Here is a 16,747-nt window from a genome sequence, read left to right as displayed (position 1 = left end):
GAAATCTTAGGAAGGTTCTAGTTTCAGTTATTAACAAAACCTAAAGTCAAGCTGTCGCTAACCAAGAAATGATCTAAATGATAAGCTCGTTCTTCTGTTTTAAGAAGAATTTGCTCATAAAGATAACGAGTTGCTCTATCTCCTAAACTTTCAGCCTGAGCAGCCTGTTTACGAAGTAGTTTGATAACTTCCTGTTCTGCTCCTAAATCATGTTCTACCATCTCGCGACAGCCGTAAGACCCATCTGCTTCAGGTTTAAAGCAACACAACTCAGCTAATTTACTAAAACTAGCTGCGGGAATTCCTCCAAGTCCATTCAACCGTTCAGCGAGGTCGTGAACATGACCACGAACATCATCGTAACTTTCGTTAAAAAATTCGTGTAAAGAGTAGAATTCCGAACCTTCTACAACAAAATGATGCTTTTCATATTGAAGGTATAGTCCTTGAAAACTAGCTATCAACATGTTCAATCCTTCACAAATAGGAATGGTAACGCTCTTGTCTAGTAAGACAGAGTTTTCTCCCACTTCTCCAAAAGCACGTACCAAGCCTTGAGCAGTTGTCATTTTTGTTGTCCCCTTCTTTATATTAAACTTTACATATCTAAAATACCTCATTTTAGCAACAGTTTATAGACCCCCAAGGATATACCAGAAAATTCAGGACTAGGGCAAAAAGGGATAAACCCAGATTTAATCTAGTTCTGAATTGTCTTTGACACCAATTTGTTTTATTGGGATACTTAAGAATAATAAATGTTCATAGTAATTTTCTATGTAAAGTAACAATAACAACTATATTCATTTGTTGATGTCGATAAACTAAGCTTACTTTTCCTCAGAATCAACCCAAGTCATAGAAGCTGCTCGAAGAAATCGTTGAAGTGTATATCATGTGTCTTCAGAATCTATAAATTCTCTGGTATTGCTGTACTGTACTAATCAACTTTTACAAGTCCAACTAGTTCTATTGTCGTCGTACAGATTTAGACTGTGGTTAATCGATGATTAGCCTCTGGTTAAAAATTAACCTACTAGTTAAACCAGTATTGATGTTAACAATAAATGTAATTACCAATTATTTCATTAATAAATAAAAAAGTATGTCAAAGTTTTTAACGATTTCTCCCTTCCGCCTTATCGGTCAATTAGAAAACTTTGTTATGAAAGACGGAGTGAAAACTAAGTATTTACGTATTAGAGTGACCTCAAGAGAATTTTGGGTAGAAATCCCTGAAAAGTTAGGAGCTTACCTGGATACTAAACTTTCTCCTAAGGCTTGGCTAGAAGTTGAAGGAACTAGGGAAACAAAGAGTAGGATGGGAATTTTTAAGCTTAAAGCAGAAACTATTAAAATTTTAACTCAACCTCAAGAACCCTATGTGGTGATTATGCAGGAAAAAGTTAGTAAAAAGAGAATTTTAGTCTGTAAACAAACTGAGTGTTGGGAGCGGGGAGGAAAAACTTTATGTCAACAAATAAAGACAAAATTAGTTGATAACGGTTTAGAGAATCAGGTAGAAATTAGGTTAACGGGATGTCTTAAACAGTGCAAAAAAGGACCGAATGTAGTAATTCTACCTGATAAAATTCAATATAATCAGGTTAGTATCAGACAAGTGGATAATTTACTCAAAAAACATTTCACTTAAGTTTTTACCGGCTTAGGATTTGCTTTTTCAACTTCTCCAAAACTACTGTAGCAGCTTCTTGTATTGGAGGAGTTAATTCCAATCCTAGTTCCAAGTTTTTTGCCTCAATTAAGTAAACGATTACTTCTTGAGGGAAATCATTTTTGAAAATTTTGCGTCCGGCTGCTAAGGCATGATCCCACCGAAAATCATGTAAGTTATAACTTGGTGTTGGTAAATTTTCTAACTCTTCTCCGGGGACTTCAAAAATAGTTCCTGGAGGGGAGTCGGTCGAACATGCATCAATAATGATTAATTTATGACTACCTCTAGCTTGGAACATAACTTCTATTCCAGCCGTTCCACAATCATAGATACGAACATTAGAAGCAGGGTGTTCCAGAAGAAATTCCTGAAGGTTTTGGGAAATGACAACCCCCACAGCATCATCAGATCGATTTAGATTACCACAACCAATAATAGTCAACATAGAAAGTGTGAAAGTATCAATAAACAGGGTGTCTTAACTCTGAGATAACCAATTTTAACTTTAAAATAACTGATTTTAAGGATAACCTGTCAACGAGTAACATAAGCTTATGGGGCAAGTTTTTCTACCTAAGAATAAGACATTGTTGTTTCACTAATCTTTATCTGGATAAAAAATATTGTTATTTATCTATTATTTCCATCGAACTTTTTCCACAATCAACACTAGCTATTACCCATCGGTTGTTAATGTATTGTTTTGTACTTTTAAGAAAAACTTAAGTAAACGTATTTTCCTTGGCTCAGATAAAGAAAAATACCTTTATCTGAGCCCGTTTTTAGATGTCAATTAGACTTGTTATAGTCTAATTTTTGGGGCTTTGTTGTCAAGCTTTGAGTGTGTTTTTATTCCGACCTTAAAACATTCGAAGTACTCCCTTATAGTCCGATGTTTCTCATTTGTTTATAGAGTGGGAGCTTTCTGTCCAATAGCTAAGTCAAAAATCCTTATTTATTCTATGAAACTACAATATTTTTATCTTAAAAATTAAACTTTATTTGTGTTACTTTATTTTTATTAAAAAAATATTAAACTCTTTATATATTTATTTAGATAAATTATTAAGCAATATTTTATAAGACTTTTATTTTAACTAAATTTTTATAGAAATTAAAGTTCTAAGATTTTAGAAATCTATCAAGGTAAAAAATAGCTTTTGTCTATTGTCGTTTTACAATAGCTAATGTAAGAGAGTTTTTTGAGTTAATTATATTTGTTTATATAGACAATAAACTATTTGACATAACCTTCAACAGCACTTAATTTTTGAGAAATTACGTTTTTCACAAGAAAATCTTCATATCGTTTTATTTGACAGTTAGTGCAAGATAAAATCTAAGCTAATTAGTAAATTAAAATAGATTTTTACTATAAAATTTTTATATATGGATGAGAAAGAATCGTGTTAATTTTTTTCAGACTGTTGAAATAAATTTCAAAATTATTTCATATATAAAATAATTTTGAAAAACAAAAAAAGATTTGGCTACTCTCTATAAAATATTTACAAACAAATAAATACCTCTAGTCAAAAAAGTTGTGTAGTTAAAATTTACATAAAAAATTATTTTATATTGCATTATTTTAATAATAAACTTGTTGTATAATTTTTAATCATATAAAACATAATATTTGTCTCTATTTAAATAGATAAAAAAAGTCAATATTGAGTAGCTACTACTCTAAATTAATGTAATAGTTTTTCTTGATTATTTAGATATTTTTTATAAATTTATTCTTTTTTAATTGCTCTGTTATAGTAACGACTTGTGGCTAGCTAAATCTGATTTTATCAATAAAAACTAAGTGTAGTCTAATATTCTCATCTCATAATTTTGACCTTATCTATATAAACTTTTAGGATATAGAGTCTTTTTGGTTAAGTTTAATTTTTAGATTAAACAACATATAGTAGGAATACTACTGTGACATCTATTTTTTATAAAAGTGATTATTTAATTCTTATAGAAGAGTGTTATTATTTTGTTTTAGCAATTGTTTAATAAAATTAAATCTCTATACTTAAATTAATAAATTATTTTCTCAGCTGCGATTAAATAATTATATATTTTTTGTTATTTTATAACATCTAAGAAAATAATTAGCAAAACTATAAATGATTCAAAAATAGTTTTTAAATTGTTAAAATAACCAATTGATTTTGATGTAAATATCTATTATAGACGGCTTTTTATTTATCCATTTATTTTAATTTATTTAAATAAAACTCGTCGTAAAAGTATAAATATAAAAGATTAAGTTTACATTCCTATTCTAGAAATAAAGAAATAAGCCAATAAATATAATATATTAGCCAAGCAAAAAGTTAATTAAATAGTTTAACTATAATATATAAAATTTTTAAATTAAAAATTTTATATATTATAGTTAAACTATTCTATTTTAATAAGTATTAAAAATCTTTTTTCATAGAGCTATTATTAAAGTTTTTTAGAAAAAACTAAAAAACTTTAGTAATTTATTAGTCAAATATTACGCTAATTAATAAAATTTTTTGTAGGTTTATCTGTTACTCATAGTTAATTTTAAAGCCAATATCTACAACGGTTGTTTATAATTTTAAATAGTTTAACTTTCTAATGCTATTTAGCAGGATTTTACTCTTATCTAATTAGATAAATAATAACTCAGCATACTTTACTATAAAAGTAATAACAAACTTTTATAAGAGTAGAATTAATTAACCTATTTCTGTAGAATTAACCGTACAAATCTGTAAAAAAATACATCAACATTTTTACCAAAAGTAAAAACAAATGATAATAGCTAAATATATAAAAAAATACTTTTTTAAAGTTAGAAATAATCTGTATATAGATTTCCTAACTACGGAAAAGTAATTACAGTATTCATTAACGTCGCTTGTTCAAAATAAGCGACGTTAATGAATGCTGCTTATAGTATAGAACTGCTACTTTTTTTCTCCTCATAACTTTGAGCTGAATTCATGCCCATAAAAAATATCTGGAAAAAATAGTTTGATATTTTAAGTTAAATTTCGAAGAGTTGACTTTATTTCTATAAAACACAGTAAAAATTACTTACTCTACCTAAGTAAGATTAACTATTTAAATACATGGCATGATAGCTGATGTGATCTTCAATAAAACTAGAGATCATAAAATAACTGTGATCATATTCTTTATGAAATCTCAAAATCAAAGATTGTCCCACATATTCACAAATTTCTTTGAATTTTTCTGGTAATAATTGTTTCTGACAATAAAAAGGATCAGCTAAGCCCTGATCAATTAAAAGCGGATATTGAAGCTGAGTTTTTTTAACTAATTCACTTGCATCATATTGGTGCCAATTGCTTTTATCATCTCCTAAATAAGCTGTAAATGCTTTTTCTCCCCAAGGGCAATGAATTGGTGATGTAATAGGAGCAAAAGCAGAAACTGATATGTATTGTTGAGAGTTTTTTAATGCACAAACTAACGCTCCATGACCTCCCATGGAATGGCCAAAAATACTAGTTTTATCACTATTTACATTAAAATTATTCTGTACTAAACTGTACAATTCTTTTGTAACATAGCTGTACATTTGATAATGAATGTTCCATGGTTCAATGGTAGCATCAACATAAAACCCTGCCCCACTTCCTAAATCCCAGGTTTTATCTTCTTCTGCAATCTTTGTATCACGAGGACTAGTATCAGGAACCACTAGCATAATGCCGTATTTAGCAGCAAACTGATGTGCTCCAGCTTTGACAATAAAATTTTCTTCTGTGCAGGTTAATCCCGATAAATAATATAAAACGGGAATAGGTTTATTTTTTGCTTTAGGAGGAATATAAACAGCGAAATTCATCGGATGATTACAACATTGGGACTGATGACTGTAATAAGCAACAGTTCCTCCAAAACATTGGTATTTCGATTTTAGAGTAAGACTATGAGGCATAGTAAAGCTTTCCTATGTAGAAAATATAATTAAGTATAAAAAATAGAGGTCCTATTTTATACTTTGTTCTATTTATAAAAGATTATAACTGTGTTGAGTATATAGGGAATACCAACAATAACCAAAACTATTTTGATTATACTGAACTCATAATGTATGAATTTACTAGTAAAGTGTTAACTCAAGAAACACGAGAACTAAATATTAACATAATTTATGGATCTATAGGTAATTTTAAAAATTAACTTTTATTTGTTATTGGTATTTTGCAGTGTTTTTTTCGATATACAAATAGGTGGTATTTTTTCTAACTCAATGCCTAATTATTTTTCAGTTTTGTAAAAAAAATAAATGAGTCCTTGGAGTCCAATATATTGACTCTAATACTCCTGATATTTTTCACTAAATTATCAATAATAATTATTATATTTATGGACTTAAACATAAATCTTTTGTTTTTTAAAATTTTGTCTATTATAAATAGAATACATTTTTTTATTTAAAGCTAAGTAGTTTGTTAAAGGAGACTTTTGATTATTAATTAGTATCTTATTCATCTAAACTTCCATCTTGATATTTTTTCTTGATTATTTAATTAAATACTAACTACTTAAGAAACATGAAATATGTTTACTACTACTTCAACTTGTTACATTAATTGACTTGCAATATTTTTATAAAATCTTTGTATTTTTTTAGAATATAAATTAACTTTTTTAAGTTTACTTAAAACTTCTTATATCAAGACTCTAGATATTTAATTATTATATAGAATATAATTATTTATTATTTATATAATTTATGCATTTATTTTTTTACCTAAAACCTATCATGTAGATAATGACTTTCTTACTTTTAATTAAAATAGTTTTATTAAAAATTAACTATCTTAATATCTAAAATTTTCACATCTACAATTTTTAACTTAAACTTTTTAGTACTACTTATATTTATTGTTTATTCGCCTTATTTTTTAAAAAATTCACTGTATTACTATTTAATGGTTATACAAAAAAATCTTACTTTTCTATAAATTTATTTATAGTATTTATTAAATCTTATTCAAAGATAATCTATTTTGAGATAAACAACCTTTTTAAATTAAGGTCAATTTTGATAATTAACTTGTAATTTTGATTAAGTTTTTTTGTATTTTAACTACAAAAAACAAGTTTATATTAAAATTATTTCTTAATAAATAAAACTATTTTTATTTTATTTGTAATTTTATCATGGGTAATGACTAGTATTTTAATATTTTGAATCTCATTCATAAAACTGAGTTTAATTTTTTATTAAAAATATATGAATTAAGTAAAAATATTTAATTTAGATAATGCTAAATTTATAAATCTAACTTTGTTAGAATATTTATATATACATAGTCGTAATCGTTGATACAACCTACACAACTCACAGTCTCCAAATTTGCCAACACTATCGTTTAACCAAATTGGAACGGGACAGACTACAATGATTGGGATGACCGACTAGCTATTCTGAAAGACTTTAACAAAAATACCGTGCCTAAACGTAACTGGTTGCTTTTCCTATTTGCTTTGACAGGTTTTTGTCCTTTGATAACCCCCGTGATGGGACAGGCTCTTCTGCCCTACACTCCTCAATTAAACTTAGAACAATTGGAACAACGGGGTTTAGAATTAGCCGAGGACGCGGTACAATTAGTTCGCTTTCAACAATACGAGTTAGCCCTGTCAAGGGCTAAACTAGCCACCCAACTTGCTCCAACTCGATATCAACCTTGGTTTATCTTAGGAACTTTATACATTCAAGAACAAGAATTAGATCAAGCGATTGAGGCATTACGAAAAGCATTATCCATAGCTCCAGAGGAAGCAGGAATTAAATTTACCTTAGGAAATGCCTATTTCCAACAAGGAAAGTATCAAGCAGCAGTAGGAGAATTGGAACAGGGACTTGTACTTAAACCAGATACCCCTCCAGCTTTGTTTGACTTAGGTAATTCTTATCTAAAATTGAGAAAAATTACGGATGCAATTGCAGTTTATAAAAAGGCAATTGCCCAAGATAAAAATTTTTGGCCCGCGGTTAATAATATTGGTTTGATTAAGTATGAAGAAGGAAATACCAAGAGCGCGATTGAAGAGTGGCAAACAGCATTAACCATTGATTCCGAACAAGCAGAACCAAAATTAGCCATGGCGGTGGCCTTATATGCTCAAGGAAAAATAGAGGAAGGACTTAAGTTGGGGGAAACCGCCTTAAAATTGGATAGTCGATATGGTGAATTGCAATTTCTGGAAGATAATCTCTGGGGGACTAAGTTATTAGAAGATACTAAAATATTTTTAGCTACTCCTAGGATCAGAGCCCTCTTAAAAAGTCTTGAAACAACACCTTTATAGGTCATCTAAGTGGGTAGACATAGATCAGTCAAATAAAGACTTCCGTATTTTTTAAGAAACCCCATGTTTGGCTTTTTTTGACAGCATTAGTTGTTCATTCAGTTGTAGGTCGACACTAATATAGAGATAATTCTAAAGGATGATTATCTTATGCTGTGGGATATGATAATCTGCGGCTTTATAGAGAAACTCTACCTTATCTGATAAGAAAATAAACCTATGAGTAAATCCTTTAAGAATCCAAAATATACGTTTATTTTCTACACTGAGGATATAGCCTACCCATTGTCCAAAAGGAGGAAAACTTTTACGGATATCAATAGCAACACCTAATACTTCTCTTATAACAGTTCGCACCAATTTTTCTTAAAATTGTTGAATTTAATTGTGTGAACCTCGTAAAACATTTAAAAAAATTTTGAGTTATTATTTTGAACAAAATCGAACATCAATAAAAATTATGAGGTTAAATAATTATAATACCAGTAATTATTGTAGTAATAAATTTTATGTTTAAAATCTACTTAAATTAATATTAGATAATTAAGCAATTCAATTAAACCATTAAGGTAATCCAACTTTGTAACTCATCCCAACCTAATCCTTGTCGAACAACTATGGGATTATCAGAAGTCATGTCTAAAATAGTAGATACTTCAGATCCAGATTCTAATTTATTGTCAATAATCAAATCAACTTGACTGTCTAAGATGTTAAAAAGTTCTACCTTTTCTAATGCAATGCTTAGAAATTCTCTTTTTTTATTGAGTGAATAGATAGAACTAGATACAATAGGATTATCTAAACCTTCTAAAATCATTTGACAAATATTACTATCAGGAACTCTGATTCCTATGTTTTTTTGTTTGGGATTAATCATTAATTTAGAGACTAATTTTGTCCCTGGAAGCAAAAAAGTATAAGGACCAGGAATAACACGCTTCATTATCCGATAGGCTTTATCAGAGACAAAAGCATAATCAGCAATCTTAGACAAAGAAGAACAGAGGCAGACCAAACATTTATTATTAAACAATTGTCTTAATTGCTTAATCCGTTGTACAGCTGATTTATGATTGAGATCACAACCAATAGCATAAACTGTATCAGTAGGGTATAACATAATTGCCCCTTGTTTCAGGTCTTTCACAATTACTTCAATAATACGAGATTGGGGATTATTAGGATGGAGATCGTATAGTTTAGCCATGTTAAAAGTCAAGGATAAAATCTTATTTTAAGTATTAAAATGAACCAAAGATAATGACACTCTTTTTTCACTAAACGAGAAAAAGTCTACAAAAATCATGAAAAAAGTAGGGTATTTAGACTGTCCAACAGGAATTGCTGGGGATATGTGTTTGGGAGCATTAGTTGACAGTGGTGTTCCTCTAAAATATCTAATAGAAAAACTTAGAAAATTGGGTATTGAAGAAGAATATCGTCTGTGGAAAGAACAGGTCCACCGTCAAGGACAATTAGCTACCAAGATTCATGTTGACTTATTGAGAGACAATCAGTCAACTGAGAATCATCATAGTCATGATTGTCGTGTGCGTCATCTACCCGAAATTGAATTAATGATTAAACAAGCTAATTTATCCTCTCAGACAACTCAATGGAGTCTGGAGATATTCCGTCAATTAGCTATAGCAGAAGGGGCTGTGCACGGGGTAGAGCCTGAAAAAGTCCACTTTCATGAAGTGGGAGCTACCGATGCCATTGTGGACATTGTAGGAACTTGTTTAGGATTAGATTGGTTAGGGATAGAAGCTTTATATTGTTCACCAATTCCGACAGGTGGGGGGATAGTCTGGGCAGCTCACGGATGTTTGCCAGTTCCTGTTCCAGCAGTAATTAAGTTATGGGAATCTCATCAAGTTCCTATCTATAGTAATGGTATTAATAAAGAATTAGTAACACCTACAGGAGCAGCTATTGCAGCTACTTTAGTAACAAGGTTTGGCTCTCCTCCCTCAATGAAATTACAAAAAGTTGGCTTAGGAGCAGGTTCGCAGGAATTATCTATTCCCAATATTTTAAGGTTATGGATCGGAGTATCTCAGCTAGAAGATACCATTAATAGCTCAGAAAAAATTGCTGTGTTAGAAACTCAGATTGATGATCTTAATCCCCAGGTAATTAGTTACCTTTTTGAAAAGTTATTTTTAGTAGGAGCTGTGGATGTATTTACACAAGCTATTGGTATGAAAAAGTCTCGTCCAGGAATTTTATTAACCGTAATCTGCCCCCTGGATAAAATGATAGATTGTAAAAAGATTATCTTTCAAGAAACTACTACATTGGGAATACGTTATCTTGTTCAAGATCGCTCTATACTAAACCGAGAAATTCAGAAAATAAATACAGATTATGGTATGGTTAAAGTTAAAGTTGCTAGTCAAAAAATTAACGGACAGAAAACAATTATTAATGTTCAACCGGAATATGAAGACTGCGTAGTTTTAGCTAGAAAAATTAATCAACCATTACGAACTATTCAACAGATGGTTTTGAATATTTGGTATGAGAAGCAAAGAGAATATAAAAAATATTAATAGTTATTTTTAATTTGTATTTTTTTACTTAGATATCTTTTTAAGAATATTAAAAGAGAATTGCTATATGAAAAGAACTATCGCTTTCCTAAAAATCTATTTAAGATGGTTTATTTTTGGAATAGCTATATTGTTTATATTAAATACTTTTTACAATAATTGGAGTACTGTCCTAACAGTAACTCTTGATCATCAAAGTTGTTATCTATTGATATTAGCCTTTTTGGTTACTTTTTTTTCTCATATTTGGTCTGCATTAGTCTGGGTTAAAATCCTAAATATACTTAAACAACCAATGACAAAAAAATGGGGATTAAAAGTTTATTTAACTACTAATATATCTAAGTATATCCCTGGAAATATAGGACATTTCTATGGACGTATAATTGCAATTTCTCAACAAGGAATTTCTTTAAAAATTGCTAGTTTTAGCGTCTTATTAGAACCATTATTTATGGCTATTTCAGCCTTAATAATTACTTTATTAAGTAATCCTTTTGGAGTTAATAGAAATCCTTATAGCTCTTGGTTTTCTGTAATACAGATAATAATCATGTTAATTGGATTATTAGTGATTCATCCTTTTTTTGTTAATAAAATATTTTTTTATTTAAAAGAAATTAAGCAAAAAAATGTTCATAGCGAGATTCATTTAAGACAATATCCAAAGACTATTTTATTGGGAGAGATGGGATTTATATTATTGAGAGGACTAGGGTTTATTTTAACTTGGACAGCATTTATTCCACTATCAATGTTTCAAATTCCTTTATTATTAAATGCTTTTAGTTTTGCCTGGTTATTAGGATTATTAATTCCTGGTGCACCTGGTGGTATGGGAGTATTTGAAGCTGCAATTATTTTTTTACTAAAAACAGAAAACTTTCCCATTCAAATAGTTTTTTGTGCTATTACTATCTTTCGATTAATTAGTATCTTAGCAGAAGTTACAGGGGCAGGATTAGTGCTATTGACAAAAGAATAACTTAATAAATTAAGAAAAATTTTGCTATTCATATTGAAATATTTTTACCTAAAAATAGTAAAAAACCACCGCTCAGTTAGATACAATAGAAAAAAATTAACACATAGTTTCCTATTTATTTAGGTTGGGAAAGTCAGTCAAGTTGTAGAGATGATTTAAATTAATTTCACTGTTTCTCTGATTGATCGCATTTTATTTACTAAAATCTCAATAAGGGAAAAATAGTTCAACTTTTTTCTAACTATGTTGTTGTAGGAATAGTAAGTTTCAATTCTTCTTTTCTATTGTCAATTTTCAATGATTATTGATTATGTAGGTTCTTGGTGAATGACACTCGATTAACTGTCCTCTACTTTTGAGACATTAATTCATAAGACCGATTAAAGTGAAGCTGAAAATAACTATAGTTATAAAAAATTCTTTTTTTAAAAAAGTTGTATTTTGCCTAATTTTATGAATTTATCTACTTTATCTAGTAACTCAATTGAATCGTCCATTAATCCCTGGTTAGTTAAGTTGGTATACCATCTAGGGTGTTGGTTAGTGTTGCCTTCATTTTTTGGTCAAATCATAATTACTGGCCAGGAAAATATTCCAATAACTGGGCCAACAATTGTTGCCCCAACCCATCGTTCCCGATGGGATGCTTTGATCATCCCTAAAGCTGTAGGAAGATTTGTCAGTAGTCGAGACGTACGGTTTATGGTGACATCAACCGAAATGACAGGAATTCAAGGTTGCCTAATTCACCATTTGGGAGGATTTCCTATTGATGTTAAGCGTCCAGGATTAAGCAGTTTAGAACATAGTGTTGCGCTCCTAAAAGCAGGGGAAATGTTAGTTATCTTCCCAGAGGGAGGAATTTTCCGGGATAATAAAATTCATCCTCTTAAGCGAGGAGTTGCCCGTATTGCCCTAGAAGTAGAATCCAAAAACCCAGGATGTCAAGTTAAAATTCTTCCAGTTGGGATTCGATATATCCAACCCTATCCCAGTTGGGGAACCGATGTAACGGTAACTATTGGAAAGCCCATAGAAGTGGCTAGATATAATTCAAAAAGAATAAAAAGCAGTTCTGAAAAGCTAACCAATGATTTAGAAACAATTCTTAGGGAATTATATCGAAAACAAGATCCTTCAGAATCAGTAGCAGTTGCCTCTTAAATTAAGATTATTTTTCCTTCAATAAAGATGCTATCACTCAGCACTATAAATATCTAAGACTTATAACAGTAAATAGCATTATAACGACAATTAGTCATATCATCATTTGGTTATTTAACCAATACTCAAATGGTTTTGAATTTTTCCCAAAAGTTGTCCAAAACTTAAGTTTTTCAGATTAAATATCTTTACATAGCTTATTTTAATGTATTTTTTCTGCTAAGGTCGATTAAAAGATAATTATTATAGTCTTAAATTAAGTTATGTAAAAGTTGAAGAGACCATGCAAGCATACTATAGATATAGTATCAATAGGATATATCTGCGCTAAGCGCGTTATTTGTGTCAGTCAATTAATGGATGGCAAAGTTTTTAAGTAGTTTGATTGTCAAAGAAGTTATTTTAGCTTTTTAGCAGCTCATTACATATATAAATACAAGTGGTTTAGTTTAACCTAAATTGAAACAATGAGAAGAAAAAGAATTCTATACTATTCTTTCTAAGAGTTTAGAGTTAAGAACTAAATATAGAGATATAGAATAATTTACTTTTCTAACTTTTATTGATAGTTACCTGCTTGAATACTTGTTTACTCTGAAAACAGACTAGCTGAAACTAAAACTTAACTTTGTCTTGATTACGTTCAACACAGATATGAAATAGTCCATCATGAGCGCCTACCTAATATAACAAAAAAATTGATATAGTCCAAAGGTTAATAGCGTGAGTACTCAATAGATTTACTTTAAGTAATTTTCAATAAAATTTAATATTAACGCGTCTTACAAGATTGCATATCCCTAAATATAGTATGAAATCATCTTAATTTACCTTAAAACATGATTGTTTAATATTTATGAAATAAAAGTAAAGTTAAATGGTACCATAGCTGGGTTTATCTAATTAACCTAAGTTGTGAGATCGGACTAGATGAAAACTTCAGAGAGTAAATTGTATTGTCCTCAATGATTAAATTGATATTATATATTTCACAATAAAAACTTCTACTATCGATTGTCTAAAAGCTAGAAAATTCTAGGCAAAATCTAGTATTACTCCACAGACATGAGTTAGAAAAACATGTTTATTAATTACTGTCTAACCTGAAATTACTGAACATCTATTTCTAGTAAACTAATATATTAAACCTACAATAAGTTGAAATTAGGTTAAGCTAAAAATAGCTTTAATTGATAAAAAAGTAGAACTGTAAACAGGAGAGAAATACCATTCGTGCTCAACTATTAAGTTAAATTTATTCTTTGTTTAATCATTCACTAGAAAACAAAATAGACAAATTATAGTTGGTTTCAGTAAGTAGATTTTACATAAAAGCATTTGAATTAATTGTTGACTTATCTCTCCTTATAGATAAAAAATCTGCCCGAAAGGAACATCCCAAGGTCACCGATTTATTTATCTCCCGTCTTCTTATCTACCATTATTTCTTTGTTGTAATGCTCCATTTCAAGGCTATTTTCTCCATAAACTCCTGCGATTTGTTGCTGACAACATTTGACAGCAAAATCATTAAACTCTGCTTTCTCAATCTTATACATTTTCTTGAATGTTTCTGGTGTTACTCGACAAAAATCAGGACGGTTTTGATAAATACGACATCTACGGGTGTCACAATCAAAGTTGATACACCATCCTCTCTTTCCCACTAAACTGAAATAGTGGGTTATTTCTTCTAGGGTCAAATAATCTTCTAAGTCCGGACGATCTACCGGATCAAGACTACAACAAGCTCCACATTCCGTTACACATTGCCAAGTTACCATAGTTTAAAGAACCTTATACTAGGTTTATAATAAAATTATATGTATTTTTGTGTTTCTCTTTAAAAAGACTGAGACATTTCTAGATATTATGGGCTATGGTTTTTTAGGCTTTTTACAATTCAATATCAACTTACAACAGGAACTTTAAGAAGACAACATGGAATCATTAACAGCCTTAAATCTAAAATCTATTTATAATTAATTTCTGCAGACTTGATTATGACCTTAAGTCCCATGGTTATGCTTTCGCTACCATTTTATGGTGGCGATTTCTAGAAGTTAGCAAATAGTGAACGGCTGATAGCTAACTCTTCCTATCGTCTATGGACTACTCTCTCGACTTTTTATTTCTTACAGTCCCCCCACTATTATAACCTATAAGTTTTATAAGTTTCCATTCCAGGGTTTCTTTATGGTAAGACTGTCATGATAGGCTACAAAGATGATTTTATAAGTTTTACCCTAAGCAATAACCCCATTTTCATTCAAGAAATATTGAACCTAGTTTACTTCGGTTAATTTTAGATTTTTGTGTGGCATAGGACAGGTTCACTCTATTATTTATTTGAATGATAATTTTTGCCGCTAGATATTTTATTGACGATATCTTTTCCCACTCCTACATAACCCACATTACTGTGGGAGTTAGCATAGTTCCCAGTCAGCATCTTTGAGTCACTCACCCGCCGTAATTTCTTAACCTAATCTCTGTAGAAGTACCTGCAATGATGTTTTTATAACCATCTAGGACAATCACTCAAATGAACCAGTCCTACTTTTAAATACAGTTAAGTAATTAATTACTACGTTTTATCTTGATAGTTATTTTTTTACTTTTTGAGCTATCCTTTAATATGCGAAACCATGTGGGGGATCATAAATGAAAATCTTGAGTTCCTCATCCAATTTAGATGAATCTAAATTAGAAATTATTTGATCATCTTAGATTTATAAAATTTAGCTAGTCAAATGAGATTTTTGATGCGATAGATCTTAATTGCGCTGCTAAATTTTCGTTTAGTTCTATTCATTAATTAAGCACTCATGTAAACTAGTTTATCTAACTGCAAAACTAAATCTTGTTCCAGCATCAAAACGGGATTTATTTTTGAGACATTAGTGACCCAAGATCATATTATCTATCACACTTTCTTGATTTTTAAGTGGTTGATAGACTTCATTAACAATACTATAGAGAGGTCGACGGACATTTTCTAAATCCTCTTTATCTGTAAAGAAACTCGCACTGCCATGAATAGTTAATCTAGGTTGAACTGCGACCATAAATGAAGTTAAAAGTCAAGATCACTATTTGGACTAAGAACCATGCCGACGACAGCGTTCGGAGCAATACTTTACATCATCCCAACACTTAGCCCATTTTTTGCGCCAGGTAAAAGACAATCCGCAAACTCTACAAGTTTTCTTCGGCAAATTAGATTTTAAACGTTGACGTGCCATAAATCACGTTATTAATTTAGTTATCATTAAATTATATAGTAGATAATTTTTAAGTTGGGCAGTTAACCATTATTAATTATTGATTATTATACTTCTATAACTTATTTTTATGGTTAAGAATAATCAAACGAATAAAATATTTTATTCAACGGAGGAATTCGCACTAACTTTGTAAGTTATACTGACAATAGTATTTGCTATACTTTATCTCAGTCTATAGTTTTTCTAAAAAATATAGAAGATATACAAAAATTCTTTGAATTAGATAGTAAATTTTTTTTAGAAAAAATTAATTTTTCTGAAAAAACATAAAATTAATAAATAATTTCTTTATTTTGAAATTGTTCTTGTTTTTTAAGTACATGAATTGAGTCTTAGATATTTACTTAGAATCCGAATATATCAAAGTTCAATAAGAGATTATTTTAGACTAATTTGATTGATATTTTTTTACTAGTAATTATGCTACTATTTGCGTAATAATTAATACAGATACAGGGGATAAAAACTTACACATTTATATTCAAATTAATTATCATTTTTTAAAAATTGACTTGGAGCTCATCTGATGTGACTGTTGGTATCTCTTCTAAAACCGATAAGAACATCTTAATACAATTCATAAAACGGTCGATAAGAATTTGATAAATTTACCAATAAATATTATTTAATTAATAAAGTATTTGCTAAAATTATTTTATTAGTAGAGGCTTTAATTTAGCTAAAGTAAATTATAAGAATTGAACTTATTTTGGTATAAATCAAATTTTATTAAGTTCAGAAGAGGTTTTAA

The 16,747-nt window shown here is 29.5% G+C and carries 13 protein-coding genes; 5 read left to right on the top strand and 8 right to left on the bottom strand.

What is annotated here, in order from left to right; translation table 11 throughout:
* Positions 1 to 23: 23 nt before the first annotated feature.
* Positions 24 to 569: a DNA starvation/stress protection protein DpsA gene (gene dpsA, locus RGRSB_RS00190; protein ID WP_119259304.1), complete on the bottom strand. Its 546-nt coding sequence runs from the start codon at positions 567 to 569 to the stop codon at positions 24 to 26.
* A 536-nt stretch (positions 570 to 1,105) separates the two neighbouring features.
* Here dpsA and RGRSB_RS00185 point away from each other — a divergent pair.
* The gene (locus RGRSB_RS00185; protein ID WP_119259303.1) at positions 1,106 to 1,654 is read left to right on the top strand and encodes a (2Fe-2S) ferredoxin domain-containing protein; all 549 of its coding nucleotides are present in this window, start codon (positions 1,106 to 1,108) and stop codon (positions 1,652 to 1,654) included.
* Positions 1,655 to 1,658: 4 nt separating this feature from the next.
* On the opposite strand, the gene RGRSB_RS00180 is transcribed toward RGRSB_RS00185, so the two are convergent.
* Both RGRSB_RS00180 and fghA read right to left on the bottom strand, forming a co-directional pair.
* Positions 1,659 to 2,123 (bottom strand): hydrogenase maturation protease, encoded by a 465-nt coding sequence (locus RGRSB_RS00180; protein ID WP_119259302.1) that lies wholly within the window; start codon positions 2,121 to 2,123, stop codon positions 1,659 to 1,661.
* A 2,640-nt stretch (positions 2,124 to 4,763) separates the two neighbouring features.
* Entirely contained in the window at positions 4,764 to 5,615 is an 852-nt protein-coding gene (gene fghA, locus RGRSB_RS00175) for an S-formylglutathione hydrolase (RefSeq protein ID WP_119259301.1), read from the bottom strand.
* 1,523 nt (positions 5,616 to 7,138) lie between these two features.
* Between fghA and RGRSB_RS00170 the strand changes: the two genes are divergently transcribed.
* Positions 7,139 to 8,002: a tetratricopeptide repeat protein gene (locus tag RGRSB_RS00170; protein WP_420822996.1), complete on the top strand. Its 864-nt coding sequence runs from the start codon at positions 7,139 to 7,141 to the stop codon at positions 8,000 to 8,002.
* Positions 8,003 to 8,134: 132 nt separating this feature from the next.
* Here RGRSB_RS00170 and RGRSB_RS00165 read toward each other — a convergent pair whose 3' ends face one another.
* A complete protein-coding gene (locus tag RGRSB_RS00165; protein WP_172581997.1) occupies positions 8,135 to 8,359 on the bottom strand; it encodes a dTDP-4-dehydrorhamnose 3,5-epimerase family protein in 225 nt (74 codons plus the stop codon).
* A 199-nt stretch (positions 8,360 to 8,558) separates the two neighbouring features.
* Positions 8,559 to 9,212 (bottom strand): L-threonylcarbamoyladenylate synthase, encoded by a 654-nt coding sequence (locus RGRSB_RS00160; RefSeq protein ID WP_119259299.1) that lies wholly within the window; start codon positions 9,210 to 9,212, stop codon positions 8,559 to 8,561.
* Between the two features lie 97 nt (positions 9,213 to 9,309).
* Here RGRSB_RS00160 and larC point away from each other — a divergent pair, with 97 nt between their 5' ends.
* The 3 genes from larC (at position 9,310) to RGRSB_RS00145 (ending at position 12,709) form a co-directional block, all read left to right on the top strand.
* Positions 9,310 to 10,560, top strand: coding sequence for a nickel pincer cofactor biosynthesis protein LarC (larC, locus tag RGRSB_RS00155; RefSeq protein WP_119259298.1), 1,251 nt, complete (start codon positions 9,310 to 9,312; stop codon positions 10,558 to 10,560).
* A gap of 67 nt (positions 10,561 to 10,627) precedes the next feature.
* Entirely contained in the window at positions 10,628 to 11,545 is a 918-nt protein-coding gene (locus RGRSB_RS00150; protein ID WP_119259297.1) for a lysylphosphatidylglycerol synthase transmembrane domain-containing protein, read from the top strand.
* A gap of 453 nt (positions 11,546 to 11,998) precedes the next feature.
* On the top strand, positions 11,999 to 12,709 hold the full coding sequence (locus tag RGRSB_RS00145; RefSeq protein ID WP_119259296.1) for a lysophospholipid acyltransferase family protein: 711 nt from the start codon (positions 11,999 to 12,001) through the stop codon (positions 12,707 to 12,709).
* A 1,412-nt stretch (positions 12,710 to 14,121) separates the two neighbouring features.
* On the opposite strand, the gene RGRSB_RS00140 is transcribed toward RGRSB_RS00145, so the two are convergent.
* From RGRSB_RS00140 to RGRSB_RS00135, 3 genes are all read right to left on the bottom strand, one after another.
* Positions 14,122 to 14,493, bottom strand: a complete 372-nt coding sequence (locus RGRSB_RS00140) for a YkgJ family cysteine cluster protein (RefSeq protein WP_119259295.1) — start codon at positions 14,491 to 14,493, stop codon at positions 14,122 to 14,124.
* 1,116 nt (positions 14,494 to 15,609) lie between these two features.
* Positions 15,610 to 15,777 (bottom strand): isoaspartyl peptidase/L-asparaginase, encoded by a 168-nt coding sequence (locus tag RGRSB_RS09845; RefSeq protein ID WP_145961872.1) that lies wholly within the window; start codon positions 15,775 to 15,777, stop codon positions 15,610 to 15,612.
* Positions 15,778 to 15,810: 33 nt separating this feature from the next.
* The gene (locus RGRSB_RS00135; protein WP_119259294.1) at positions 15,811 to 15,954 is read right to left on the bottom strand and encodes a DUF2256 domain-containing protein; all 144 of its coding nucleotides are present in this window, start codon (positions 15,952 to 15,954) and stop codon (positions 15,811 to 15,813) included.
* Positions 15,955 to 16,747 lie beyond the last annotated feature (793 nt).

This window comes from cyanobacterium endosymbiont of Rhopalodia gibberula (genome assembly GCF_003574135.1).
GTDB lineage: Bacteria > Cyanobacteriota > Cyanobacteriia > Cyanobacteriales > Microcystaceae > Rippkaea.
This window is presented reverse-complemented; position numbering and strand designations above follow the sequence as displayed.

Excerpts from the sequence above, each read along its gene's own strand:
- RGRSB_RS09845 (WP_145961872.1), bottom strand. The coding sequence starts at position 15,777 with ATGGTCGCAGTTCAACCTAGATTAACTATTCATGGCAGTGCGAGTTTC.
- larC (WP_119259298.1), top strand. The coding sequence starts at position 9,310 with ATGAAAAAAGTAGGGTATTTAGACTGTCCAACAGGAATTGCTGGGGAT.
- RGRSB_RS00135 (WP_119259294.1), bottom strand. The coding sequence starts at position 15,954 with ATGGCACGTCAACGTTTAAAATCTAATTTGCCGAAGAAAACTTGTAGA.
- fghA (WP_119259301.1), bottom strand. The coding sequence starts at position 5,615 with ATGCCTCATAGTCTTACTCTAAAATCGAAATACCAATGTTTTGGAGGA.
- RGRSB_RS00150 (WP_119259297.1), top strand. The coding sequence starts at position 10,628 with ATGAAAAGAACTATCGCTTTCCTAAAAATCTATTTAAGATGGTTTATT.
- RGRSB_RS00140 (WP_119259295.1), bottom strand. The coding sequence starts at position 14,493 with ATGGTAACTTGGCAATGTGTAACGGAATGTGGAGCTTGTTGTAGTCTT.
- RGRSB_RS00185 (WP_119259303.1), top strand. The coding sequence starts at position 1,106 with ATGTCAAAGTTTTTAACGATTTCTCCCTTCCGCCTTATCGGTCAATTA.
- dpsA (WP_119259304.1), bottom strand. The coding sequence starts at position 569 with ATGACAACTGCTCAAGGCTTGGTACGTGCTTTTGGAGAAGTGGGAGAA.
- RGRSB_RS00145 (WP_119259296.1), top strand. The coding sequence starts at position 11,999 with ATGAATTTATCTACTTTATCTAGTAACTCAATTGAATCGTCCATTAAT.
- RGRSB_RS00180 (WP_119259302.1), bottom strand. The coding sequence starts at position 2,123 with ATGTTGACTATTATTGGTTGTGGTAATCTAAATCGATCTGATGATGCT.
- RGRSB_RS00160 (WP_119259299.1), bottom strand. The coding sequence starts at position 9,212 with ATGGCTAAACTATACGATCTCCATCCTAATAATCCCCAATCTCGTATT.